22 protein-coding genes and 1 other annotated feature are annotated in these 24,739 nt (G+C 67.1%); of the genes, 15 read left to right on the forward strand and 7 right to left on the reverse strand.

All coding sequences use genetic code 11. The features are described 5' to 3' along the window. The first annotated feature begins 93 nt into the window (after positions 1–93). A complete protein-coding gene (locus ACSQ4M_RS20220) occupies positions 94–1,368 on the forward strand; it encodes a hybrid sensor histidine kinase/response regulator (protein ID WP_436191212.1) in 1,275 nt (424 codons plus the stop codon). On the opposite strand, the gene ACSQ4M_RS20225 is transcribed toward ACSQ4M_RS20220, so the two are convergent. Further along, positions 1,289–2,173 (reverse strand): helix-turn-helix domain-containing protein, encoded by an 885-nt coding sequence (locus ACSQ4M_RS20225; RefSeq protein WP_436191213.1) that lies wholly within the window; start codon positions 2,171–2,173, stop codon positions 1,289–1,291. The two genes, ACSQ4M_RS20220 and ACSQ4M_RS20225, sit on opposite strands and share 80 nt — an antisense overlap. A 261-nt stretch (positions 2,174–2,434) precedes the next feature. Here ACSQ4M_RS20225 and ACSQ4M_RS20230 point away from each other — a divergent pair, with 261 nt between their 5' ends. From ACSQ4M_RS20230 to ACSQ4M_RS20295, 14 genes are all read left to right on the forward strand, one after another. Beyond that, positions 2,435–3,304 (forward strand): FliM/FliN family flagellar motor switch protein, encoded by an 870-nt coding sequence (locus ACSQ4M_RS20230; protein WP_436191214.1) that lies wholly within the window; start codon positions 2,435–2,437, stop codon positions 3,302–3,304. A 15-nt stretch (positions 3,305–3,319) separates the two neighbouring features. Further along, positions 3,320–3,673, forward strand: coding sequence for a FliM/FliN family flagellar motor switch protein (locus ACSQ4M_RS20235; protein WP_436191215.1), 354 nt, complete (start codon positions 3,320–3,322; stop codon positions 3,671–3,673). Between the two features lie 17 nt (positions 3,674–3,690). Further along, the gene (gene fliP, locus ACSQ4M_RS20240) at positions 3,691–4,452 is read left to right on the forward strand and encodes a flagellar type III secretion system pore protein FliP (RefSeq protein ID WP_436191216.1); all 762 of its coding nucleotides are present in this window, start codon (positions 3,691–3,693) and stop codon (positions 4,450–4,452) included. A gap of 472 nt (positions 4,453–4,924) precedes the next feature. Then, positions 4,925–5,197 (forward strand): flagellar biosynthesis protein FliQ, encoded by a 273-nt coding sequence (gene fliQ, locus ACSQ4M_RS20245; RefSeq protein ID WP_056668732.1) that lies wholly within the window; start codon positions 4,925–4,927, stop codon positions 5,195–5,197. Between the two features lie 2 nt (positions 5,198–5,199). Beyond that, positions 5,200–5,973, forward strand: a complete 774-nt coding sequence (gene fliR, locus ACSQ4M_RS20250) for a flagellar biosynthetic protein FliR (RefSeq protein ID WP_436191217.1) — start codon at positions 5,200–5,202, stop codon at positions 5,971–5,973. Further along, the gene (flhB, locus tag ACSQ4M_RS20255) at positions 5,973–7,106 is read left to right on the forward strand and encodes a flagellar type III secretion system protein FlhB (RefSeq protein ID WP_436191218.1); all 1,134 of its coding nucleotides are present in this window, start codon (positions 5,973–5,975) and stop codon (positions 7,104–7,106) included. The genes fliR and flhB overlap by 1 nt, the downstream gene beginning before the upstream one ends. Next, positions 7,103–9,202, forward strand: coding sequence for a flagellar biosynthesis protein FlhA (locus ACSQ4M_RS20260; protein ID WP_436191219.1), 2,100 nt, complete (start codon positions 7,103–7,105; stop codon positions 9,200–9,202). Before flhB ends, ACSQ4M_RS20260 begins: the two co-directional genes overlap by 4 nt. A gap of 829 nt (positions 9,203–10,031) precedes the next feature. Then, a complete protein-coding gene (locus tag ACSQ4M_RS20265) occupies positions 10,032–10,667 on the forward strand; it encodes a hypothetical protein (protein ID WP_436191220.1) in 636 nt (211 codons plus the stop codon). Between the two features lie 134 nt (positions 10,668–10,801). Further along, the gene (locus tag ACSQ4M_RS20270; RefSeq protein ID WP_436191221.1) at positions 10,802–12,115 is read left to right on the forward strand and encodes an ATP-dependent nuclease; all 1,314 of its coding nucleotides are present in this window, start codon (positions 10,802–10,804) and stop codon (positions 12,113–12,115) included. Between the two features lie 112 nt (positions 12,116–12,227). Beyond that, positions 12,228–13,166, forward strand: coding sequence for a hypothetical protein (locus tag ACSQ4M_RS20275; RefSeq protein ID WP_436191222.1), 939 nt, complete (start codon positions 12,228–12,230; stop codon positions 13,164–13,166). A 153-nt stretch (positions 13,167–13,319) separates the two neighbouring features. Further along, positions 13,320–14,545, forward strand: a protein-coding gene (locus ACSQ4M_RS20280) for an IS3 family transposase (RefSeq protein WP_157086564.1) whose coding sequence is annotated in 2 segments (ribosomal slippage) — positions 13,320–13,608 and positions 13,608–14,545 — 1,227 coding nt in all. Because the reading frame shifts where the segments join, the coding sequence is not laid out codon by codon here. Then, positions 13,598–13,714 (forward strand) — a sequence feature (AL1L pseudoknot). Its footprint overlaps the gene before it by 117 nt. Positions 14,546–14,762: 217 nt before the next feature. Beyond that, entirely contained in the window at positions 14,763–15,149 is a 387-nt protein-coding gene (locus ACSQ4M_RS20285; protein ID WP_436191223.1) for a VOC family protein, read from the forward strand. A 426-nt stretch (positions 15,150–15,575) separates the two neighbouring features. Continuing rightward, positions 15,576–16,265 (forward strand): VIT1/CCC1 transporter family protein, encoded by a 690-nt coding sequence (locus ACSQ4M_RS20290; RefSeq protein WP_436191224.1) that lies wholly within the window; start codon positions 15,576–15,578, stop codon positions 16,263–16,265. Positions 16,266–16,293: 28 nt separating this feature from the next. Beyond that, the gene (locus ACSQ4M_RS20295; protein WP_436191225.1) at positions 16,294–17,004 is read left to right on the forward strand and encodes an Asp/Glu/hydantoin racemase; all 711 of its coding nucleotides are present in this window, start codon (positions 16,294–16,296) and stop codon (positions 17,002–17,004) included. Positions 17,005–17,019: 15 nt separating this feature from the next. On the opposite strand, the gene ACSQ4M_RS20300 is transcribed toward ACSQ4M_RS20295, so the two are convergent. From ACSQ4M_RS20300 to ACSQ4M_RS20325, 6 genes are all read right to left on the reverse strand, one after another. Continuing rightward, positions 17,020–19,602 (reverse strand): sensor domain-containing protein, encoded by a 2,583-nt coding sequence (locus tag ACSQ4M_RS20300; RefSeq protein WP_436191226.1) that lies wholly within the window; start codon positions 19,600–19,602, stop codon positions 17,020–17,022. A gap of 134 nt (positions 19,603–19,736) precedes the next feature. Beyond that, entirely contained in the window at positions 19,737–20,693 is a 957-nt protein-coding gene (locus ACSQ4M_RS20305) for a hypothetical protein (RefSeq protein ID WP_436191227.1), read from the reverse strand. 77 nt (positions 20,694–20,770) lie between these two features. Next, positions 20,771–21,592: a flagellin gene (locus tag ACSQ4M_RS20310; protein ID WP_056666928.1), complete on the reverse strand. Its 822-nt coding sequence runs from the start codon at positions 21,590–21,592 to the stop codon at positions 20,771–20,773. A gap of 126 nt (positions 21,593–21,718) precedes the next feature. Beyond that, on the reverse strand, positions 21,719–22,567 hold the full coding sequence (gene gluQRS, locus ACSQ4M_RS20315) for a tRNA glutamyl-Q(34) synthetase GluQRS (protein WP_436191228.1): 849 nt from the start codon (positions 22,565–22,567) through the stop codon (positions 21,719–21,721). 73 nt (positions 22,568–22,640) lie between these two features. Continuing rightward, positions 22,641–23,726 carry an NAD(P)/FAD-dependent oxidoreductase gene (locus ACSQ4M_RS20320; RefSeq protein WP_436191229.1) on the reverse strand — a complete coding sequence of 362 codons (1,086 nt, stop codon included), beginning with the start codon at positions 23,724–23,726 and terminating at the stop codon, positions 22,641–22,643. 52 nt (positions 23,727–23,778) lie between these two features. Beyond that, complete coding sequence (locus ACSQ4M_RS20325) at positions 23,779–24,732, reverse strand: LysR substrate-binding domain-containing protein (protein WP_436191230.1); 954 nt, start codon at positions 24,730–24,732, stop codon at positions 23,779–23,781. Positions 24,733–24,739: the final 7 nt, after the last annotated feature.

Genomic DNA, 24,739 nt, shown 5'->3' on the forward strand with positions numbered 1-24,739 from the left:
ACACTTGCTGCCGTTTCTTGAAGCGGCGCTAGGATGGTGGCCTCGTCGTGTTTCATGAGCTTCTGTGGAACAGCGCGCAACAGGGAGTGATGCTTGGACTGGAGCAAGTGGATGGGCGGGGCGCTGCTGGTGCTGGCGGCCGGGGTGCTGCTGGTGATCGCGGTGCTGCGCGTGCGCGAAGCGCGCAAGGCGCTGCAGGAGGCCCGCTCGGCGCTGACGGCGCGCAACCAGTTCCTGGGCATGATGGCCCACGAGATGCTGACGCCGTTGCAGACCATCGTGAGCTCGGTGGAGCTGATCGAGCTGGGCGGCAAGGTGCCCCACGGCGACGAAACCTTCCGCCGCCTGCGCCGCAGCGCGCAGCAGCTGGAGGCGCAGATGAACGACACGGTGGAGTTCGCGCGGCTGTCTGGCGGGCGGTTGAAGGTCTCGCCCACCTTGTTCCAGCCCGACCTCATGATGGAGCTGATCGCCGCCGAGTTCGACGAGGCGGCGCGCGAGCGTGGCGTGGTGCTCAGGGTGCAGATCGATCCGCAGCCCTGCCCACGGGTGGTGACCGACCCCGCGCGGCTGCGTCAGATCGTGGCCAACCTGGTGTCCAACGCCGTCAAGTACGCCAGCCCGGGCGAGGTGGTGTGCTCGATCCAGGTGCGCGAGGCGCAGCGCGAGGTGACGGTGGCCGTGATCGACCAGGGCCCGGGTTTCGACACCTCGGTCAACATCTGGGAGCCGTTCACGCGCGGGCGCGACCATGTGCAGATGGGCAGCGGCCTGGGCCTGGCGGTGGTCAAGCTGATGGCCGAGCTGCTGGGCGGGCGTGCCTTCGCGGTGAGCCGGCCGGGCGAGGGCTCGGCCTTCACGGTGCGGGTGCCGGCCGAGGTGGAGGCGCGCACGCGCAGCGCCGTGGCGCAGGGCGGCGGCCGGCATCTGCGCGTGCTGGTGGTGGAAGACGATCCCGACGTGCGGGCCAGCCTGCATGCCATGCTGCTGGCCCTGGGCGCGCAGGCCGACCTGGCCGACTCGGTGCGCGAGGCCCGGCTGCTGCTGGACACCGACCGCTACGACGGCGTGCTGCTGGACCTGCGCCTGCCCGATGGCTCGGGCTACACCGTGGCCGAGCACGCGCGCCGGCACGGTGCACTGAATGCGGAGACGCCGCTGGTGGCCTTGTCGGCCTACCACGAGGCCGATGCCACCGGCGATGCGCTGTTCGCGGCCAAGTTCGACAAGCCGATCAGCGCGGGCCGCCTGCGCTCGGCGCTGGCCCTGTTCGGCGGCGGCCCCGGTACTAGCGGCTGGCCTGTGCTTGCTCCAGCAGCTGACGCAGCTGGGAAATCACCAGCGCCAGGCGGAACGGCTTCTCGATGACGGGAATGCGCAGCGTGGTGGCGACCTGCACGATGTCGGCCTCGCCGGCATGGCCGGCGGCGATGGCGCCGGTGGTCAGCAGCATGGGCACCGAGGGTTGGGCACGGCGGATGGCCTGCAGCACCTGGTTGGCGGTCTGGCCGTTGAGCCACCAGTCCATGAGGTAGCCGTCGAACGGCGCCTCGTCCGCGCGGCGGGCGAGCTCGGCGGCCGAGCCGAACAGCTCGACGCGGTAGCCCGACGCCTCGAAGGCGTCCTTCATGTTGGCGGCCAGGTCGCGCGAATCCTCCAGCACCGCGATGCGGGGCAGCGCCCGCTGCGAAGGCGTGACCACCAGCTGCAGCACGCGCCGGCGTTCGGCGTTGTGGCTGGCGCCGCCGTAGGGCTGGATCAGCCATTCCGCACCCTGCTGGGTGGCCACCAGTTCGCAATGCTCGCCAGGCTGCAACGGGGCGCCCAGGATGACCTTGCAGTTCAGCGCCAGCGTGCCGATCAGTACGCGCGCATCCTGCACGTCGCCCTCGACACGCGGCGCCGCCAGCGCGGGCTCGGCGCTCAGCAGGGCGCTGATGTCGACCTGGAAATGCTGGGCCAGCGTCTGCAGATCGCTCGCGGAGAACGATGCGTCCTGGAACTTGCGGAAGGCCCCGGAGCGCGAGAGCCCCAGGATCAGCGCCAGCTGCGACGCGTGCTTGTGCCGCGGCAGCCCCTGTTCCGAGAAGAAGTCGTGCAGCCGGCGCGCGACCACGCTGTCCTCGCCCTCGTCGGTGCTGTCGTCTTCGGACGCGAGGGGGACGCCGGGCAAAGGTTTGCTCACATGCATGGTGGGGCGACGAAAGGGCTTGTCTCTGGATTAGGCGGCAAAAGCGCGCGTTAAATTAATGTGCCACGAAAAGTGATTAGAAATAGTGGACAATTTCCCAGTCGGTGGTAAAAAATGTGAGAAAAGCGCATCTAACTTGTCTCGCCTGCAGCAACAGCAGCGCGACCGCGGGCCATGCGCAGTTGATTCAGGCAATGCCGATTGTGCACATGGTTGCATCCGATCTAAGTGGGAACCCGAGCCATGTCCGTGTCAGACGCTAGTCCTTCCGTGCCGCACCGCGTACTGGATCCGCGCACGCTGGGGCGTCCGATGCACCTGCTGGGCGCGTTTGCCGAGCGCTTCGGCGCCGACGTGTCGGAACTGTTGCGCCAGGGGCTCAACCGGCGCTATGCCATTGGCCTGCAGGTGGACGGCACCGCCATGGGCCAGCGCCAGCACAACGAGGAGCCGGTGCGCTGGAACGTCTACGCCTGTCCGTCCGGCCGCATCGGCATGGCGGTGCCGCGTGCGCTGGTGCTCAAGCTGCTGCTGTACCGCTATGGCGGCGGCGAGGCGGCGCCGGTCGAGCCCGGCGCGGTGGCGGTGACGGCCAGCGAGGAGCGCCTGGCCACCCGGCTCGGCCAGCAGCTCGCCCTGGCGCTGGCGCGCCGCATCGATGCCGGGCTGCCGCCCGTGGGCGTCGCGGCGGAGCCGGCCCTGGCCGATCCGGCCGTGCCCTTCCATTCCGAATCCGCGCTGCCCACCGGCCTGTGGCAGCTGAACCTGACGCTGGTCGAAGCCGACAGCGGGCAGCGCCACGAATTGCGCTTCAGCCTGGACGATGGCTGCATGCACCGGCTGCTGGACCGGCTGGGCCGCGGCCGCACGCTGGTACGCGAGGGCGCCGCCACGCCGGGGCTGCCGCTGTCGTCGCGGCTCAAGCTGCGCCTGACGGCGCGCCTGGTGCAGCAGCGGCTGCCGCTGGGCGCGATCCTGGACCTGCAGCCGGGCAGCGTGCTGCCGATTCCGCAACCCACCGCCGTGGTGCTGGTCAAGGACTCGCCCTTGTTCAGCGCCAGCGTGGCCGAACACAAGGGGCGCCTTTGGCTGACCGCGTTCCAGGACCTTTGAAGTGAAAGACAGACCATGACCGACAAGCCAGACACCAACGACGTGGACGCGCTGCTGGGCGACCTGACCGTGGATGCCGGCGCCGCCGATGTACCCGCCAAACCGCGCCGCGACCTCTCGCTGATGCTGCGCAAGATCCCCGTCACGCTGACGCTGGAGGTCGGCTCGGCCGATGTCTCGCTGGACCAGCTCATGGGGCTGGAGCACGGCAGCGTGGTCGAGCTCGACGCACTGGCCGGCTCGCCGCTGGTGATCAAGGTCAACGGCACGGCCATCGGCCGCGCCGAGGTGGTGGTCTCGGGCGAGAACTACGGCCTGAAGGTGCTGGAGCTGTCGGACCTGGACCTGCTCTCGCTGGACACGCCCTGAAGCGCAGGGCACACCCCATGACGATGCCGAGCGCGTGGCGCCTGTGGCGGAACCGGGCGCTGGCGCCGATGCTGCTGGCCCTGGCCGGCGCCGCGCATGCGGCCGAGATCCCGCTGCTGTCCGCCGTGACGGGCAGCGCGCAGACCGACTACACGGTCAAGATGCAGGTGCTGGTCATCATGACCCTGCTCGGGCTGCTGCCCGTGCTGGTGCTCATGTGCACGAGCTTCGTGCGCTTCGTGATCGTGCTGTCGCTGCTGCGCCAGGCCCTGGGCCTGCAGCAGGGCCTGCCCAACCGCATCGTGACCGGCGTGGCGCTGATCCTGACCATCCTCGTGATGCGCCCGGTCGGCGAGCAGCTCTGGGAGCGCGCCTTCGTGCCCTACGACGAGGACCGCATCGGCCTGCAGCAGGCGCTGGTGGAGGCCAAGGAGCCGCTGTCGCGCTTCATGCTCGCGCAGACCAGCAAGGCCGCGCTGCAGCAGGTCAGCCAGCTGGCGCGCGAGCCGGCCGTGGCCGAGCCGTCGCAGCACGCCTTCGCGGTGCAGCTGGCGGCCTTCGTTCTGTCCGAGCTCAAGACCGCGTTCCAGATCGGCTGCATGCTGTTCATCCCGTTCATGGTGATCGACCTCGTCGTCTCCTCGGTGCTGATGGCCATGGGCATGATGATGCTGTCGCCGCTGGTGATCTCGCTGCCGCTCAAGCTGCTGCTGTTCGTGCTGGTGGACGGATGGACGCTGACCGTCAACACGCTGGTGACCAGCGTCAGGGCGTTCTAGCGATGGCGTCCGCGCACACCGTTCTCAGCCGCTGCGCATGCATGGGCCGAGCGCAGCGACGGCCCTTACCCCAGGCCGAGCGCAGCGATGGCCCGTCTGGGACTTCCCCCTGTGCCCCTGCCGAGGTGCGCAGTGCCATGGGCTGCGCGGGGAACCTCGCGCTTCAACATCTGACTCATTGCGCTTGTTCGAGCGTAGTGAGCGAAGCGAACGGTGCGAGTTGCGCAATGCAGCCCATGGCGCGAGCACCGCAGGTTGCCCGGAGCCTGGGCGCATTGCACAACTCGCACCACTCACTGCGTTCGTTCAGCTCGAACAAGTGCAATGAGTCAGTCAACAAGGCGCGAGGTTCCCCGCGCCGCCCAGGCCACTGCGCTCCTCGGCGTGGGCACAGGGGTGGGAGCGGGGTCACAGCCGGGCCATCGCTGCGCTCGGCACCAGGACCTCTTGCGCAGTGCCTTGGAGCATGCGCATGCTGACCCCCGATGTCGCCGTCGACCTCGTCAGCGCCAGCCTGAAGCTGGTGATGCTGCTGGTGGCCGTGCTGGTGCTGCCGGGCCTGATCGTGGGCTTCGTCGTCGGCATCTTCCAGGCCGCCACGCAGATCAACGAGCAGACGCTGAGCTTCCTGCCGCGCCTGTTGGTCACGCTCCTGGCCATCATCCTGACGGGCGGCTGGATGGCCTCGCAGCTCATGGATTTCTGCGTCGAGGTGTTCCGCCGGGCGGCGGCCCTGGTGGGGTAGGGATGGAAGGCGTCTTCACCACGCTGCTGGCCGAGTTGTCGGCATGGTGGTGGCCCTTCGTGCGGGTGCTGGCCATGCTCAGCGCAGCGCCCATCGTCGGCGACACCGCCGTGCCGCTCACGGTGCGCGTGCTGCTATCCATGGTGCTGGCCACCATCCTGCTGCCGGTGGCGGCGCCGGCCGTGCCGATCGAAGCGTTCTCGCTGCACGCGCTGGCGGCCACGGCCGAGCAGGTGGCCATCGGCGTGGTGCTGGGCCTGGCACTGCACTTCGTGATGTCGGTGCTGCTGGTGCTGGGCTACATGGTGTCCTCGCAGATGGGGCTGGCCATGGCGCTCATGAACGACCCGCTGTCGGGCGTGTCGTCCGACGTGGTGTCCAGCCTGCTGTCCATCCTCGGCATCCTGGTGTTCTTCTCCATCGACGGCCACCTGGTGCTGGTGCAGGTGATCGGCAAGAGCTTCACGCTGTGGCCCGTGGGCGGCGGGCTGCGCATGGGTGCGCTGCGGGCCGTGGCCTTCAACGTGTCGTGGGTGTTCTCGGCGGCGCTGCTGCTGGCCTTGCCCATCGCGTTCGCGACCATGGTGGTACAGCTGGGCTTCGGCTTCCTCGCGCGTGTGGCGCCGCAGCTGAATCTGTTCGCGCTGGGCTTCTCGGTCATCACCATCTTCGGCCTGTTCATGCTGGCCATGCTGGTGCGCTTCATCCCCGAGCACTACCTGCGCATGACGCGGCAGGTCTTGCTCATGCTCGAACAAACGTTTGGGGCACGCTGATGGAGCAGGGCGCATCGTCGGCCGACAAGAGCGAGAAGGCCACACCGCACAAGCTGCGCAAGGTGCGCCAGCAGGGCCAGGCCGCGCGCTCCAAGGACGCGGTGATGGCCGTGGGCATCGTGGCCAGCCTGACGCTTGCCTACTGGCTGGCACCGGGCTGGCTGCAGGACATGCGCCGGCTGTTCAGCGGCGGCCTGGCGGACCTGGCCGCCACCGGCGCGCTGGAGGACACCTGGTCCACGCTGTTCCGCGAAGCCGGCTGGCTCACGGTGCGCATGGTGGCGCCGCTGCTGCTGGTGCCCGTGCTGCTGCTCGTGGCCTCGCTGCTGCCGGGCGGCTGGGCGATGTCGGTGGAGAACCTGCAGCCCAAGCTGGAGCGGCTGAACCCGGTCAGCAACCTGGGCCGGTTGTTCACCGGCAAGCACATGGCCGGCGTGGCTGCCTCCATCGCCAAGTCGGTGCTGCTGTGCGTGGTGCTGTGGTTCGTGTGCACCGGCAGCGCACCGCAGTTCCTGCGGCTGCAGGCGTTGCCGCTGCCCGAGGCCATCGCCCAGGGCGTGGGCCTGCTGCTGTCGGGCGTGACGGCCATGGTGCTGGTGTTCGTGCTGTTCGCGTTCATCGACCTGCCGGTGCAGGTGTTCTTCTTCCTGCGCGGCCAGCGCATGAGCAAGCAGGATGTGAAGGAAGAGCACAAGAGCACCGAGGGGCGGCCCGAGGTGAAGAGCCGCATCCGCCAGCTGCAGCTGCAGATGGCGCGGCGCAGCTTGAACAAGACCGTGCCGCAGGCCGACGTGGTGATCGTCAACCCCGAGCACTACGCCGTGGCGCTCAAGTACGACGAGCAGCGCGCCCAGGCGCCCTTCGTGCTGGCCAAGGGCGTGGACGAGATGGCGCTGTACATCCGCCAGCTGGCACGCACCCACAAGGTGGAGGTGGTGAGCCAGCCGCCGCTGGCCCGCGCCATCTACAAGACCAGCCAGGTGCAGCAGCAGATCCCGATCGCACTGTACGGCGCCGTGGCGCTGGTGCTGAACTACGTGCTGCAGCTCAAGGCCTTCCAGGCCGGGCGGCGGCCGCATCCCCCGGGCTTGCCTGCCAGGCTGCCCATCCCTGATTCGCTCGACACGCCATGAAGTTGACCCTCGCCGACCTGCTCGCCGCGCTGCGCCGCACCCGTGCCATGGCACCCGTGCTGGTGCTGGCCCTGCTGGCCATGATCATCCTGCCGATGCCGCCGCTGGCGCTGGACGTGCTGTTCACGTTCAACATCGTGCTGTCGGTGATCGTGATCCTGGTGGCGGTGTCGGTGCAGCGGCCGCTGGATTTCTCGGTCTTCCCGACCATCATCCTGGCGACCACGCTGCTGCGGCTGGCACTGAACGTGGCCTCCACGCGCGTGGTGCTGCTGCACGGCCACGAAGGCACGCATGCGGCCGGCCAGGTGATCGAATCCTTCGGCAACGTGGTGATCGGCGGCAACTTCGTGGTCGGGCTGGTGGTGTTCATCATCCTCATGATCATCAACTTCATCGTGGTGACCAAGGGCGCGGAACGCATCTCCGAGGTGTCGGCCCGCTTCACGCTGGACGCGCTGCCCGGCAAGCAGATGGCCATCGACGCCGACCTCAACGCGGGTTTGATCAACCAGGAGAAGGCGCAGCTGCGCCGGCGCGAGGTGGCGTCGGAGGCCGATTTCTACGGCGCCATGGACGGTGCCAGCAAGTTCGTGCGCGGCGACGCCATCGCCGGCATCCTGATCCTTTTGATCAACATGGTCGGCGGGGTCGCCATCGGCGCGGTGATGCACGACCTCTCGTTCGGCGAGGCCTTCCGCACCTATGCGCTGCTGACCATCGGCGACGGCCTGGTGGCGCAGATCCCGGCGCTGCTGCTGTCGTCCGCCGCGGCCATCGTGGTCACGCGCGTGAGCGACGCGGGCGATCTGCAGAACCAGATCGGCCAGCAGTTGCTGGCCTCGCCGCAGGCCCTGTACAGCGCGGCCGCCCTGATGCTGGTGCTGGGCCTGATCCCGGGCATGCCCTGGGCCAGCTTCATCGGTTTTGCCGCGGTGCTGACCTATGTGGCCTGGCGCCTGGCCAAGCGCCAGGCCCTGCCAAAGGAGGGCACCGACGCCGGTGCGCTGGGCGCCGCGCTGCTGACGGCCGAGCCGCCCGCCGAACTGGACTGGCGCAGCCTGCCGCGCGTGGACGCGCTGACCGTGGCGCTGGGCTACCGGCTGGTGGCCATGATGGACCAGGGGCAGGGTGCGCCGCTGGTCAAGCGCCTGCAGGGCCTGCGCCAGACCATGAGCGAGAGCCTGGGCGTGCTGCTGCCGCCCGTGGGCGTGCGCGACGACCTGGGCCTCAAGCCCACGCAGTACACGGTGCTGCTGCGCGGCAGTGTGCTGGCCCGCGCCGAGCTGCAGGCCGACAGGCTCATGGCCGTGCCCTCGCCGCAGCTGTACGGCCAGGTGGACGGGGCGCCGGGCGTGGACCCGGCCTATGGCCTGGCGGTGGTCTGGATCGATCCCGACCAGAAGGCCCATGCGCTGGGCCTGGGCTACCAGGTGGTGGACGGCCCCAGCGTGATCGCCACGCACGTGAGCAAGCTGCTGCGCGAGAACCTGCCCGAACTCTTCAACCACGAGGACGCCGGCGAGATCATGGAACGCCTGGCCGGCCAGGCGCCGCGCCTGGCCGAGGCGCTGGGCAAGGCCATGACGCACGTGCAGCTGCTCAAGGTGTTCCGCACGCTGCTGGCCGAGAACGTCTCGCTCAAGGACATCGTGCCCATTGCCACCAGCCTGCTGGAGACCGCGGAGACGACCAAGGACCCGATCCTGCTGGCGGCCGAAGTGCGCTGCGCCGTGCGCCGCCAGATCGTCGAGCAGCTGGCCGGCCAGCGCAGCGAGCTGCAGGTGTTCAGCCTCACGGGCGACCTGGAGAACATGCTGCTGGGGGCGCTGAACCAGGCAAGGCAGGGTGGGGCGAAGGTGGCGCTGGACAACTTCCCGGTGGACCCGAATCTGCTGTCGCAACTGCAGACGCACATGCCGCTGGCGCGGGACCAGATGAAGCAGCAGGCCACGCCGCCGCTGCTGCTGGTGATGCCGCAGATCCGGCCGCTGCTGGCGCGTTATGCGCGGCTGTTTGCGCCGGGGCTGGCGGTGCTCTCGTACAACGAGATTCCGGAGCAGCGGGAGGTGAGCATTGTGGGGACGGTGGGGTAGGGAGAAGGGCGGCTCTTGGCGTCCGCAATGCTGAGGAAAATCTGATGGCGAAATTTGTAACCGCTGCGGGTTTTGTCCCATTTTTTTGTAGGGTGTTGGCCAGTGCTTTACAGCTGAAATGGCCTAGATTCAAAGACTTGCAGCAGCCGATGTGTACTGTGTTATCCCGCATGCGAGGTGTTATCCGGTGGTGGGTTGCGTGATATATCAAATTAGACAGCGCAGGGAGTCCTATGCAGCTGAGATTTCCTGAGTCTGAGATTGCCGATTGGGCCAGCCAATACGCCTATCCACGCAAGGAGTCGGAGCTTTTGTCATTGTGCGGAGCCATCCAGCAACAGGGTCACCTTACAAAATCTCAACTCGCACTACTCGCGCAATGGAAATCTCCCCGTAGTGCACCTCGGGTAGCAAGCAACTCCGATCAGTACGTGCAGGAGATTACGGGTTTTGCTCTGCGTGCCAAAGATGAGCGTTCGCGCATCGAGGCTCTGACGCTACTGGACGGAGTTCTTTGGCCAACTGCGTCAGTAGTTCTTCACCTTTTTCACGCGGAGCCATATCCTATATTGGATTACCGGGCCGTCTGGTCTGTCCAAGCGAGAAAGCCGCAGTTCTACACCTTCCCGTTCTGGTGGCAGTACGTCAAATTCTGCCGTAGCGTGGCAGCCAACTCAGACACGGACATGCGCACACTTGACCGTGCGTTATGGCAGTTCTCAAAGATCAACCAGCCCAAGAGCGCGGTCTAAAAAATTCATTCAAGCCGAAGCCGCTTCGCGGATCGGCTTAATTCAGGCATTCGGCTCTCTTTTAACGGCTTCTCATGATGAGTCCTGAAGAACTAGTCCAGCAAAAAAATGTTGAGTTCTACGCGGCAGGAGTGAACGCCTGGTATAACACTTCACTCGAGCACGACAAAAGTATTTTCTCCCTTTCGGCAGGGGGGATCGGCCTGCTCATTACGCTAATCACCACAATTGGTTTGTCTTCAGCTTGGCTTAAGTTTCTTTATATAGCTGCCATTGTTTGCTTTCTATCCAGCCTCATCTCTGTTCTTGTAATATTTCGTCGCAACCGAAAGCATATTGAGAACGTCTTCGTAAATACGCAACCGGCTGAAGACGCTTTGCTCAAAGCACTGGACCTCACAGCAATAGTCGCATTTGGCACAGGTGCAGCTTTTGCATCTGCCATAGGTGTTTCAGTAGCCTTTATGCCAACCAAGGAAGCAGATATGTCCTCAGATCAGAAGAAGCAGTCATCACAACCTAGTCCCGCACTTGAGAGCTTCAACGGGATTAAGAATCTTCAACCGCGTCAAGACTTCACCAAGAGCTTCAATGGCATTGGGAATTTGCAGCCACAACCCACTGCCAGTGCACCCGTCACGCAATCAGCTCCTGCCCCCGCACCCGTAGCGCCATCCCCCGCTTCGTCCGGTACAGCACCAAATCTAAAGTAGGTCACTTTTTCGCATCGCCTGCGACTTCGATCACCAGCCTAATTGGTTGTTTAATAAAACGTCTACAGCTTCGCTGGTAGCAGCCTGTTAACGCGGGCGCTAGTCACCCTTGACACGCACGTCCATCTCGCCCTATGTACCAATACGACCAACGCCCTGGCACCCGTATCTCAGATGCTAGCGCAACGCTGATGCAGTCCATTCGTGACTCCGAATACGTCGTGCTTGTTGGGCGAAATAACTGCGGCAAGTCATGGTTACTGAAAACTTTAACTCAGTCGTGGGGACAAAATGCATCTTATTTGGGCCCTGCGCGCTACCAGAACTTCAATCTGCTGGGCTACTACACGCCGAACCGAAATCGGCTTAGCGAACGGTGGCGGCAATTCAACCAGCAATGGAGCGCGCAACACGAAAATCTGGACAACTCACCGGTCAACCTTCAGCAAGCGATCTCCGAACTGTCAGACCCACAACGAGAGCACCTTGTTGAGATCATTCGCCTGCTGCTGGGAGTTACGCTTGAGATCAAAAGCACCGTCGAGAACAACTCAATGGCGCAGAAGTACATCTCAGTTGGCGGCCACAACATCTCGTACACAAGCTCCGGCTTCCGTCTGATCGCGACTTTGGTGACGAGTCTGCTAGGAACAGATTACGACACGTTCCTGATTGACGAGCCAGAGCTTGGAATTAGCCCAGAAGCTCAAGGTCAACTCGCTGACTTTCTTTTCGATAGGGAGCACCGTCGGCGCTACTTCTCGCATATTAAGACAATCGTCTTTGCCACGCACTCCACCGTTTTCCTAGACAGAAGAAGACTGCAGAGCAACTACACAGTAACGAAAGCTGGCGACGAGATTTTCCTTGCACGTGTCGAAACGCAAGCCGAGTTCAATCGGGTGCATTTTTTCCTACTCGGGAACCGGTTCGAAACACTGTACTTGCCTTCGATAATTGTCTTGGTAGAAGGTAAGACGGACGACAAGTTCATCTCCAAGGCCCTCGCACTTCGGTACCCGTATGCACAAGTAAGCGTTATCCCTGCAAACTCAGACGATCGCATCAAGGAAGTACTGTCCGTCGCGAAGGGCCTGTTCACGGATTTACAGCGAAGCCCATACAGAGATCGAATTTTCGTTGTCCTTGACTCTGTGCACTCGGCAACCCTTCCGGATCAACTCGTGCGCATGGGCTTGCCTGCCGAAAATATAGTCAAGTGGCCAAAGAACGGGATTGAACACTACTATCCTCCCGAGATCATCGACTCTATCTACGGAGCTGGCGAGGAACTTGCTATTGACGCCGACAGAATTTCACGAAACGCAATCACTTATACAAAAAACGAACTAGCCGAGAGGGTTCTGCTGCAAATGACTCCGGGAACAGAAATGCATATGGTGTTTGAGGAGAAACTACTCGCACTCATTGATGCGAAAGCCGCCTAAACCTTTAGTCAAGTAGGCCGTTTGTACGCATCTCGTCACCCCGGCCTTTTTGGCCGCCGCAGATGATACCTGAAGTAGACCTCGAAAAATGGCGTACCCGTGGAAGAACACCATGAATATAACTGCATCATTCAAAGCTGCATGGAGATGGCTCGACAGGAAGGTGCGATTATCCACTCGATGGAAATGGGCTGTCCGCCATTCGTGCAAGAAGTGCATTCTGTTTGGCGTCTTGTTTCCCGTGGCTTTCATAGTTCTGTGGGCGCTCGTATGGATCATCATCGGCCCGCATGGCGACGCAGGCTCACGAAGTGGCGAAGGCGCAAAGCATCAGTTAAATTTCATCTCGGCCCGAGTCGGTATTTCTCTTATAGTCATCATTTCGGCAATATACTTTGTCAGTATCATGGCAGCTGCCGCGCGAGTCGATCAGAGCCAAACAAATATGCTAGTTTGCCTATTTGGCTTTGCGTTCTTCCTCACGCTAACTCTCGGGGTCTATGCAGTTACGAGCGGAGACCTGGTCGCCGGTGTTTTCTCGGATGCACCTGTGGGAAGGCTGCTGAAGTTTTTGGTGACGGAGGTCCTGAATCTGAAGGCGAGCTTCGGCATAGCCGTCGCGCCCTTCTTCTTGCTCGTTGCTCCTCAACTCCTTTCATTCGCCATTCTCGGTCCGATGGGCTACGCCACTCCCCTTCGCTTGGGGCGTGGAATTGTTAAGTTCATGTTGGGGGCCATTACTAAGGGTTTGCTCACATGTGCCGCCGTGGTGCTCGCCGTCCAACTTCTTGTGGTGAGCAACGATTGGCCCGGGAGCCAAGCGTCGTCCACGATGGGAGTTATTGGAGTTGCAGCCTTAATGATGGTCGGAGCCGCGGCGATTTGTTGGGTTTGGGCGGAAGTCAACGCAGGCTTGGCTACATCAGAGCTTGGTGCCGTGACAGCTTGCGTTGGCCGGAATTCCAGGCGACGAAAGATTCTCAATGGGAACGCGAAGCTGGAAAACTCGGCTTCGGTGATGACGTCTTCTAAGCCCGAACCTTTGATTTGAGCGGCAAAGCAAACCAGGCAGCTTTGCTTTCCTTGCGGGCTAAACGTTAGACCTCCAAGAGACGGGAAAATCCGAAGATAACGAAGTACCTATAGCTCGGCGATGAACCGCCCCGTATTTTGAGGAGGCTCCAACTTTTGAGAGGATGGAGCCATGAGGAAGTCAGTGAAGTTTTCGCCCGAGGTACGCGAGCGCGCCGTGCGCATGGTGTTCGAGCACCGCGGTGAGTACGAGTCGCAGTGGGCGGCGGTGGTGTCGATTGCCGGCAAGATCGGCAGCACGCCGCAGACGCTGCTGAACTGGGTGCGCCAACAAGAGCGTGACACGGGCCAGCGCGAGGGCGTGACCACGACGCAGACGCAGCGCATGAAGGAGCTTGAAAGGGAGAACCGCGAGCTGCGCAAGGCCAACGAGATCCTGAAGCTGGCCAGCGCGTTTTTCGCCCAGGCGGAGCTCGACCGCCGGCTGAAGTCGTGAAGGCGTTCATCGACGCGCATCGCGCCGCGCACGGGGTCGAGCCGATCTGCAGGGCACTGCAGGTCGCCCCGTCGGCGTACCGGCGCCATGCGGCCCGCCAGCGCCACCCCGAGCTGCTGTGCGCCCGCGCGAAACGCGATGCGGTGCTGATGCCGCAGATCGAGCGCGTGTGGCAATCGAACCTGCGGGTCTACGGCGCCGACAAGGTCTGGCACCAGTTGCAGCGCGAGGGCGTCACGGTGGCCCGCTGCACCGTGGAACGACTCATGCGCCACATGGGTCTGCGCGGCGTGATGCGTGGCAAGGCCGCACGCACCACGATCAGCGACGCCAAAGCGCCTTGCCCGCTGGACCGGGTCAATCGCCAGTTCAACGCGCAGCGGCCCAACCAGCTTTGGGTGTCGGACTTCACGTACGTGTCCACCTGGCAAGGCTGGCTGTACGTGGCCTTCGTCGTGGACGTGTTTGCGCGGCGCATCGTGGGCTGGCGCACGAGCAGCTCCATGCGGACGGACTTCGTGTTGGGCGCACTGGAGCAGGCGCTGTACGACCGTCGTCCGCAGCGCGAAGATGCCCTTGTGTGCCACTCCGACCGCGGATCGCAGTACGTCAGCATCCGCTACACCGAACGGCTTGCCGAGGCCGGCATCGAGCCCTCCGTGGGCAGCAAGGGCGACTCCTACGACAACGCGCTGGCCGAGACCATCAATGGGCTGTACAAGGCCGAAGTCATCCATCGGCGCAGTGCGTGGAAGACCAAGGAATCGGTAGAGCTGGCGACGCTGCAATGGGTGGCCTGGTTCAACCACCAGCGCCTGCTCGAACCCATCGGGTACGTGCCACCGGCCGAGTTCGAGGCCAACTACTATCGAACTCTTGAGCAGCAGGCCATGTCGGCCTGACTCAAGCCAACGGGCCTCCGCGAATTCCGGGGCGGTTCAGCGGCCTCAAATCGGAAGTGCAACACCCCTTGAAGGGTGATCGCACAACGACGCAGAACCCATCGTTCCGGCGGACTGCCTTCGGCAGCTGCTGAATTCAAACTGAATCGCTTCTAGGTCTGAGCTGCCCAGTTAGGACGGCCACGTTGCCGACCAACCTCAACCCCCACCAGACCCCATGATCGACCACACCGGCATCACCGTCAGCGACTTCCCCCGAAGCAAGTCCTTCTACACATCCGCATTGGCCCCGCTGGGCTATGCCATGGTCATGGAACTCTCCGCGGCCAAAACGGGGCGCACCGACACGGCGGGCTTCGGCGAGCCGCCGAAGCCGGATTTCTGGATCAGCGCGGGCCGCCCGAACCAGCCGCCGATCCACATCGCTTTCCGCGCCCCGTCGCGTGCCGTGGTCGATGCCTTCTACGCGGCTGCCATGGCCGCGGGCGGCCGCGACAACGGCGCGCCGGGCGTGCGGCCGCACTACCACCCGAACTACTACGGCGCCTTCGTGCTCGACCCGGATGGCCATAACATCGAAGCCGTCTGCCACGCCCCCGGGTAGGCGCGTGGCCATCGGCCAGGCACGCGCAGGCGCGGCGTGGCCCGGATGGCGGCTTGGCCGGCATCCGCCCTGTGCCGAGCCTGCCAGCCAGCGGTCGAGCGCATCGCCCGGCATCGGCTCGGTCACCAGGTTGCCCTGCGCCAGCGCATAGCCCTGCGCCCGCAGCAGCACGTCCTGCGCCAGGGTCTCCACCCTCGGCCAGGACCGGCAGCTGGAGGCTGCGCCCGTGTAATCTCTGCGATGGATCTGCCCTTTCCTGTTTCAGATCGAGCTTCCGCGCGTCGATCGTGGTGCCTGGACACCGTGCCGGGATTGGGGAAGTCCCTTCGTGTTCCACCGAGGGGGACCTCCAAGAGCCATCGCTCTGTTTCGCCCCTGATGCCGAACGCGAGGCATCGCCAACCCACGCATCCACCCGCTACCCACATGAGACACAGAGAACACCACCGCACGCACCGAACCGGATGGCTCCGCGCATCGGTGCTCGGCGCGAATGACGGCATCATCTCCACGGCAAGCCTGCTCGTCGGTGTCGCTGCCACGGGCGCCGACGCCAAGACGATCCTGATCACGGGTGTTGCCAGCCTGGTGGCGGGTTCCATGTCGATGGCAGCGGGCGAGTACGTGTCCGTGAGTTCGCAGGCGGATACCGAAAACGCCGATCTGGCGCGCGAAAAGTCCGAGCTGGCCGAGAATCCAAAGCAGGAGCACGCTGAACTGACAGCGATCTACGTCAAGCGGGGCCTGGAAAAGAGTCTGGCGGCAAGCGTGGCGACCCAACTCATGGCGCACGACGCGCTGGCCGCGCATGCGCGAGACGAGCTCGGCATCTCCGACACGCTGGCGGCCAACCCCGTGCAGGCTGCCCTCGCGTCCGCCGCCACATTTGCAGTCGGTTCTGCATTGCCGTTGATCGTGGCCTTGCTTCTTCCGGCGTCTGTGCGGCTATGGGGCATTGCCGCTGGTTCGCTGCTGGCGCTCGCGATTCTCGGCTTCGTTGCCTCTCGCGTGGGTGGCTCCTCTGCGCTGGTGCCGGTCGCGCGGGTGACGTTCTGGGGCGCCTTGGCCATGGGAACCACCGCCTTGGTCGGGGCTCTTTTCGGCGTGGCCGCCTGAGTTGCCGCAACCGCAACCGCGATCACCCATGCGCCGCCACATCGCCTTTCTTCACACGTCGCCTGTGCACGTCGAGACCTTCGAGCACCTCGCCAAGGCCATCGATCCGGCGCTCGACGTGGAGCACGTCGTCGCCGAAGACCTCCTGGTGCAGGCCCAGCGCGTCGGAGCGGACGACCCGGCGCTCATCGCGCGCGTCCAGTCGGCGATGGCCGATGCCGCCGCCCGCGGTGCAGCGCTGGTGGTCTGTACCTGTTCCACCATCGGTGGCGCAGCCGAGCGGACGCCCACGGGGGCCGGTTTCACCGCCACCCGGATCGACCGGGCCATGGCCGACCGCGCCGTTGCGTTGGGGCCCCGCGTGCTGCTCGTCGCAGCGCTCGACAGCACGCTGGCTCCCACGGCGGCGCTCATCCGCACCTCTGCGGCCGCAGCGCGGACGCGGGTCGCGCTGCAGCCCTTGCTGGTTGCCGGTGCGTGGTCGCACTTCCTGCAGGGTGATCGCGCAGCGTATGTCGCAGCGGTCGCGCAGGCCGTCCGCGCGGCGGCTTCGGGGGCCGATGTGGTCGTTCTGGCGCAAGCCTCCATGGCGCCGGCTGCGGAACTGTTGAGCGATCTCGGCGTGGAGGTGCTCGCCAGCCCCAAGCTCGGTGTCCAGGCCGCCGTGGCGTACCTGCAAGGACGGGCGCTCGCGCGCGCGCCGGCGGTGTTCGGGGAGCAGCCCTTCTTCGGCGGCTGAACGCCTCCCGCAGCCTCAGGCCCCGGCCGGCGGCACCACGCCGTGCGCCAGCCAGGCCGCCAGGGCGTCCCCGGCCATCGGCCGCGCCACCAGATAGCCCTGCGCCACCGCGTACCCCTGCGCCCGCAGCAGCGAGTCCTGCGCCATGGTCTCCACGCCCTCGGCCACCACCGTCAGCTTGAGGCTGCGCCCGATCTCCAGCACCGCATTGCTCAGCGCGCGTGCCGCGCCGTCGCTCTCCAGGTCGGCCACGAAGCTCCGGTCCAGCTTGATCTCGTCCACCGGCAGGCGGCGCAGGTAGCTCAGGCTGGAGTAGCCAGTGCCGAAGTCGTCCATCGACATGCGCACGCCCAGCGCGCGCACCTCGGTGATGGTCTGCATGGTGCTGGGGTTGGTGTCCAGCAGCACGCTCTCGGTCAGCTCCAGCATGAGGTCTTGCGGCGCCAGCGCGTGCTGCGCCAGCATCTGCGCGATGGTGCGCGTGAGTTCGCGGTCGTGGAAGCTGGTGGGCGAGAGGTTGACCGAGACCGAGGGCACGGTCAGCCCTTCGCTGCGCCACTGCGCCAGCTGGCGGCAGGCTTGGTGCAGCGCCCAGCGGCCCAGCTCGGCGATGAGGCCGCAGTCCTCGGCCAGCGGGATGAAGCGCGCCGGCTCGATCTCGCCCAGTGTGGGGTGGGTCCAGCGCGCCAGCGCCTCCACGCCGTGCAGCCGGCCGCTGGCCATGTCGATCTGGGGCTGGTAGTGCAGCTGCATCTGCGCGGTGCCCATGGCCTGGCGCAGCGCCGTTTCCAGCGCCAGCCGCTGTTGCACCACGTCGTTCATGCCGGCGCTGAAGAAGCAGAAGCGCCCGCGGCCGCCGGTCTTGGCCTGGTACATGGCCATGTCGGCGCGCTGCAGCAGTGCGTCCATGGTGCGGCCGTCCTCCGGGAACATGGCCACGCCCACGCTGGCGGTGACCGACAGCGTGGAGCCGCCCACGGCCAGCGGCGCGGCCAGCAGCGCCTGCAGCCGCGCGGCGATCTCGGCCGCGTGCCCGGCGTCGCATTGCGGCAGCACGACGACGAACTCGTCGCCCGACAGGCGGCCCGCGATGTCCGAGGCGCGCAGTTCCAGCTGCAGCTGGGCCGCGGCATGGCGCAGCACGGCGTCGCCGGCCGGGTGGCCCAGCGAGTCGTTGACCTGCTTGAAGCGGTCCAGGTCGACGAACAGCACGGCCAGCGTCTCGCGGCTGCGCGCGGCCGCGGCGATGGCCTGGTCGGCCCGGGCGTGCAGCAGGCTGCGGTTGGGCAGGCCGGTCAGGCTGTCGTAGAAGGCGAGTTGGCGGATGTGCTGGCGCGTGCGTTCGCGCTGCAGCGCCAGCGCGCACAAATGGGTGCAGCTGTCCACCAGGCGCTGGTGAAAGGCCGCGCTGGCCGGGTTGCGCGGCTTGCGGAAGTAGAAGGCAAAGGTGCCCAGCACACCGCCCTGGCTGTTGCGGATGGGGGTGGACCAGCAGCCGGTGTAGCCCAGCGGCAGGATCAGTTCGCGGTAGGGCGCCCAGAGCGGGTCGGTGGCGATGTCGTCGACCATCACGGGCGCGTTGCGCCAGGCGGCCGTGCCGCAGGAGCCGGTGGCCGGGCCGATGGGCAGGCCGTCGAGCTGCTGCGAGTAGCTAGCCGGCAGGCTGGGCGCGGCCAGCGGGTGCAGCAGGCCTTGCTCGTCCACCTCCAGGATGCTGGCGCAGACCTCGGGCGCCAGGTGCTCCACCTGCCGGCAGATCAGCTCCAGCACCTCGGCCAGCGGCCGTTCGCGGGCCATGGCCTCCAGCACGCGGTGCTGCAGCGCGGCGTGCACCTTGGCCTGCGTGATGTCGGTGTAGACGGAGACGGTGTAGCGCCGGCCGTCGAGCTCGTCGAAGATCGGGTGGCTGATGACCTTGACCCAGTGGCTTTGCCCGTCCTTGCCCAGCGCGATGCGCTCGCGTTCGACTGGCCGTCCGCTGCGCAGCGTGGCCCGGAAGGCCTCGATGGCCACGGCGTCCTGGTTGGACAGCAGCCAGGCCACCGCATCCTGGCCCGCCACCTCGTCGGCGCGCCAGCCCAGCAGCCGCGTGAAGCTGGCGTTGACGTAGAGGATGCGGGCCTGCGCGTCCGTCACGACGACGGCCGCATCGCTCGTGTCCGACGCCAGCGACAGGCGCCGCAGGTGGGCCGCGTCGGCGCGCTCGCGCAGCAGGCGCTCGGTCACGTCGGCGGCCACCTCCAGCACCTCGGTGACCTCACCGCTGGCGTCCAGCACGGGGGCGTAGGTGGATTGCAGCCAGCAGCTGCTGCCGTCCATGCGCTCGCGTTCGATGGGGCCGGCCTGGGCCTGGCCGCGCCGCAGCGCCTCCCACAGACCGGCGTAGTCGGTGCTGGCGGCCGCGCCCGGCGTGCACCAGCGGCTGTGGTGACTGCCCACGGCCACGTCGGCCGTGCAGCCCAGCAGCGCCAGGTAATGGGCGTTGGCGCGGCGCAGCGTGCCGTCGGGGGCGAACTCTGCGATCGCCATCACATCGTCCAGGGCACGCAGCTGCGCCAGCTGTTGCGCAGTCGGGTTGTGGCCTGCCCTGTGGTTCATCGCGCCTCCCGCTGGTGCCGGCACCGCCGCCAGGCGATGCCAGAGGGGCGGCCGTGACGACAATTTTTGTGTCGCCATGTTATGCGATGCCACCTCGACGCTGTGCTGTGCCGGGCCCGGCGTGGGTTGCGCGCTCATCTGGCGCCGCGGCCGACATGGCGGCGCAGGGCTTCCAGCGCCTCGGTGCTGGCGCGGAACAGGGCCAGCGGCAATTCATGGCTGCCGATGGCGGGCAGGGTGGTAGCGGCCGCGGGCACGGCGAAGTCGGGGTCGTGGCGCACATGGCAGCGCATGAGGCGCAGGCCGGCACGGCCCATGCGCGCGGCGATGGCGCCGACCTGGGCACGCAGTGGCGCAACGCTGGCGGCGTCGGTCACGGTGAGCGTGAGACCGACCTGCACGTCCAGCACATCCAGCATGAGGCCCACCTGGCCCAAGGGCGCCAGCACCACCGACATGCACAGCCTGGTGCCGGCGCGGCGGCGTGCGCGGCGGTTGGGGCCGCCGGTCCAGCGCCGCTGCTCCAGCCACAGCGTGAGCGGCCAGCCGTGCCAGGGCAGCACGCGCAGCAGCAGGCCGGCTTCGGCACTGGGCGGGGCGGGGGCTTCGGTGCTGGCGACGCTGGAATGCGCGGGCGCCAGCGTGGCGGCCTGCTGCAGTGCGGCCAGGGTGCGCTGGCGCCAGTGGGCCGCCAGCGCCATGGTGTCGTTGGCGGCCGCGGCCAGGCGCAGGATGGCCGCCTGGTCGGGCCGCAGCGCGGGCGGTTCGGGGTCCGGGCCCTCATGCAGGCCGGCCCCGACGCCGCCCTCGGGCGCCAGCACGCCGAGCACGCGCACTTCCATCGGCGGGCCGGCGCGCAGCACCTGCACCAGCACGGTCTGGCCCTCGCGCCACTGCGGCAGGGCGTCGCCGCCGCCGAGGCGGTAGACCTGGCCGTGCTCGCCGCGTGCCAGCTTCTCGCCTGCGGCGCCGGCACCCAGCACCAGGCGCAGCGTCAGCGCCGGGTCCGGCGGGGCGCGCTCCTGCAGGCCCGGCACGGTGGCGCGCACCACGGCGACGCGGCTGGCGGCGGAGATCGGCTCCAGGCTCATGGATGGGACGGGCGGGCGCGTTCGGGCATGAAAAAGCCAACCGGATCGCGGTTGGCTTCAAAGGAGAGCGTGGCCGCTTACTGCAGCAGCGACAGCGCCAGCTGCGACATCGAGTTGGACTGCTTGAGCATGGAGGTGCCGGCCTGCATCAGCATCTGCTTGGTGGTCATGTTGGCCGACTCGGAGGCGTAGTCGACGTCCATGATGCGGCCACGGGCAGCTTCGGTGTTGGTGCTCATGTTGCCCAGGTTGTTGAACACATGGTCCAGGCGGTTGGCGATGGCGCCCAGGCCGGAGCGGAAGGTGCTCAGCTCGGTGATCTTGGTGTCGATCGTCGTGATCGCGGCGGTACCCGTGGCCGCGTCGGTCACGGCCGTGACGGTGCTCGCGAACGTGGTCGGGATGGTCAGGCCGGCCAGCGTCATGGTTTCGGCAGCGGAGGCGCCGATCTGGAACTGGGTCGCGGTGGTCAGGGCGTTGGCGCCCGTGAACAGCGTGCGGCCACCGAACGAGGTGTTGGTGAAGATGTTGGTCAGCTCGGCTTCCAGGGCCGTCAGTTCGGCGCTGATCGCGGTGCGGTCGTCGGTGCTGGCGGTGTCGGAGGCGGCTTCGGTCGCCAGATCCTTCATGCGCAGCAGGATGTTGGTGGACTCTTCCAGTGCGCCTTCAGCGGTCTGCAGCATGGAGATGCCGTTCTGCGTGTTGCGCTGGGCCACGGCCATGCCACGCGTCTGCGCGTTCAGGCGGGTGGCGATCTGCAGGCCGGCGGCGTCGTCCATGGCGGAGTTGACGCGGTAGCCAGTCGACAGGCGCGTCAGCGAAGTGGTCAGTGCCTTGTTGGTCGAGGTCAGCGTGTTCTGACCGGTCAGCGATGCCGCGTTGGTGTGCAGGCTCAGCATGGTGGTTTACTCCTTGCGGTTGATGGGGTACAGGCCACTGTTGCGCCCGTACCTGGACAAGGCGGTCAAGCGCAGCAAAAAACTAAATGAAGTTTTTGCGGCCCATCGCATCGACCGTGAAATTCGTCACAGGAACGGCCAGGCGGCGGTCCACCGGGCCAGCCGTTCGGCCGGGCTGCCGGCGGCCTGCGGCAGGCCCAGCCTGCTGGCGGCGGCCTGCAGTGCGGCTGCGGGGTTGTCCAGCGCCAGGGCCTGGGCGCCGTTCTGCTTGGAGAGCTTTTCGCCGTTGGCCCCCAGCACCAGCGGGGTGTGCAGGTAGCGCGGCGTGGGCAGGCCCAGCGCACGCTGCAGCAGCAACTGGCGCGGCGTGTTGTCGGCCAGGTCCTCGCCGCGCACCACGTCGGTGATGCCCTGGTCCGCGTCGTCCACCACCACGGCGAGCTGGTAGGCCCACAGCCCGTCGGCACGGCGCAGCACGAAATCGCCCACGGCGCGCTCCACATCCTGTTGCTGCGGGCCGAGCCGGCGGTCCGTCCAGGCCACGGGGCCGGACTGGTCGGTCCGCAAACGCCAGGCGCGTGCCGGCCGGCCGTGCAGGCCCTGGCGGCAGGTTCCGGGGTAGATCAGTTCGCCGTGGCGCCGGGCCGGCTGCGCCTGTGCGATCTCGCTGCGCGAGCAGGCGCACGGGTAGGCATGGCCGCTGTCCACCAGCCGGTCGAGCGCGGCCTGGTAGAGCGCGCCGCGGCGCGATTGCCAGAGGGGTTCTTCGTCGGGCAGCAGCTGGCAGGCGGCGAGCTGCGACAGGATCAGCGTGTCAAGGCCGGGCGGGCAGCGCGGCGCGTCCACGTCCTCGATGCGCACCAGCCAGCGGCCGCCATGGGCGCGCGCGTCGAGCCAACTGGCCAGCGCGGCGACCAGCGATCCGGCATGCAGCGGACCGGTGGGCGAGGGCGCGAAGCGGCCGGTGTAGCTCATTGGTGCACCCTTCGGCCTGCGGCCTGTTCCGCCGAGCGGGAGCGAGCTTGCTTGGGGCGGCCCGGCGCGGCGCTCACGCCATCCGCAGCGCCAGCTCCAGGCCCGAGACGAACGCGTCCTCGACCCGGTGGCCCAGGCACCAGTCGCCGGCCACGCCGATGCGCAGCGCCTCGTCCCAGACGTGGCTCTCGCCCAGCGGCACCAGGGTCTGGGCCTGGTGCCACAGATGGGCCGTGGCGAAGGCCGGCTCGGCGCGGATGCCGGTGACTTCGGCGAACGCGCGCTGCAGCTTGGCCTGCACGCGCGCGGGCTCGTCCTGCAGGTGCTCGGCCGACCAGGCGGTGGAGGCCTGCACGGTCCAGCGCTCGATGGCGCCGCGGCCGGGCTTGGAGTTCTCGCGCGCCAACCAGGCGATGCGGTGGTGCGTGCTGCGCGCCGCGTTCCACTGCGGCCCCAGGTGCGGCAGGCCGGCCTGCTGGGCCTGCGGGAAGGCCAGCAGCAGCGTCCAGCATGGGCCGACGCTGACGGCGGCGATGCGCTGCTGCAGCGCGGGCGCCAAGCCGCTGGCGCGCAGCAGCTGCAGCGCCTGCGCGCTGGGGACGGCCAGCACCACATCGTCGAAGCCGCCGAACACGCGCTGCGCGTCGGGCGTGCCGAGCATGCCCTCGGTGGTCAGCTGCCATTGGGCGGGCTGCAGGCGGTCGGGCGCGATGCCGGTCACGCGCGTGCCGCATTCGATGGAGGCGAGCGGGGCGGCCCAGTGGGCCGGCAGCGCCTGCATGCCGGGCGCAGGCACCCAGTGCCGCTCGCCGGTGGGCAGCGCGGCCGCGGCCACGCGGCCATAGGGGTCGAGCACGTGCACCGTGTTGGCGCTCCAGGGCTTGCACAGGGGCTTGGCGGTCTGTTCCAGCGCCTGGGCGAAGCGGCCATCGCGCACCGTGAAGTACTGGGCGCCGTGGTCGAAGCCGCCGAAGGCCGTGTCGGCCGTGGCCATGCGGCCACCGACGAGGCCATTGGCCTCGAAGACCTGGACCGCGTGGCCGGCCTGCGCCAGCGTGCGGGCACAGGCGATGCCGGCCATGCCGGCGCCGATGACGGCGATGCGCCGCGCAGGCGCGGCCGGTGTTGTGGATCTTGTGGGCCGGGTGCGCGTGTTCATGGCCTGACTCTACACGGTGGGCAGCAGGCTTCGCCCGCGCGGCACACCCGCATCAACCCGCATGCGGTGCATTGAGCAGGGCTGCACGCGTGGCCGGGCTCTCCAGCTGCTGCAGCCACCACTGCACGGCGCGGCCCAGGCCCAGCCCGCTGGAGGCCGCATGCCAGGCATAGCCCACGTCGACCACGCGCTCGGGCTGCTGCACCCGGCGCGCCACCAGGCGGCCGGTGTCGATGTAGGGACGGGCCAGGTTCTCTGGCAGGAAGCCGCAGCCCAGGCCGCGCAGCTGGGCCTCGAGCTTGGCGCGCATGGTGGGAACGGTCAGCACGTCCTGCCCGCCCAAGAGGCCCAGCGTGACGTTGGCGCGCTGGGCCGAATCGGCCACGGCCACGGCACGGTGCTGCTGCACCAGCGCGTCGGGCAGCGGTTCGGCGGCCTGCGCCAGCGGGTGGTGCGGAGCCATGGCGTAGACGAAGCGCATCTTGCCGAGCGGCTTGACCTGCAGGTCGCGGATCGCGCCGCCCTGGGTCACGACGCCGATGGCCAGGTCGGCCTGGCCCGTGACGAGCGCCTCCAGCGTGCCGGACAGCACCTCCTCGCGGATCTTCAGCCGCGTGGGCGGCGCGATGGCGTAGAAGGCCTCGCACAGGTCCAGCATGGTGGTGCGCGAGATCACGCTGTCCACGGCCAGCGTGAGCTGCGGCTCCCAGCCCGTGGCCACGCGGCGCACGCGGTTGGCCACGGCGTCGATCTCGTGCAGCAGGCGCTGGCCTTCGCGCATGAGCTCGGCGCCGGCCTCGGTCAGCCGGGCCTGGCGCGAGCTGCGGTCGAACAGCAGCACGTCCAGCGCGTCCTCGATCTGGCGCACGCGGTAGGTCAGCGCGCTGGGCACCAGGCCGAGCGCACGGGCGGCCGCAGCGAAGCTGCCGGAGATGGAGATGGCCTGCAGCATGGCCAGGGCATCGGGCGTCAACACGTCGCGGGGGCTGGGGGGCTGGCTGGGCATGAATGAT

The organism is Pseudorhodoferax sp. LjRoot39 (assembly GCF_964253035.1).
In the GTDB taxonomy this organism is placed as follows: domain Bacteria; phylum Pseudomonadota; class Gammaproteobacteria; order Burkholderiales; family Burkholderiaceae_C; genus Pseudorhodoferax.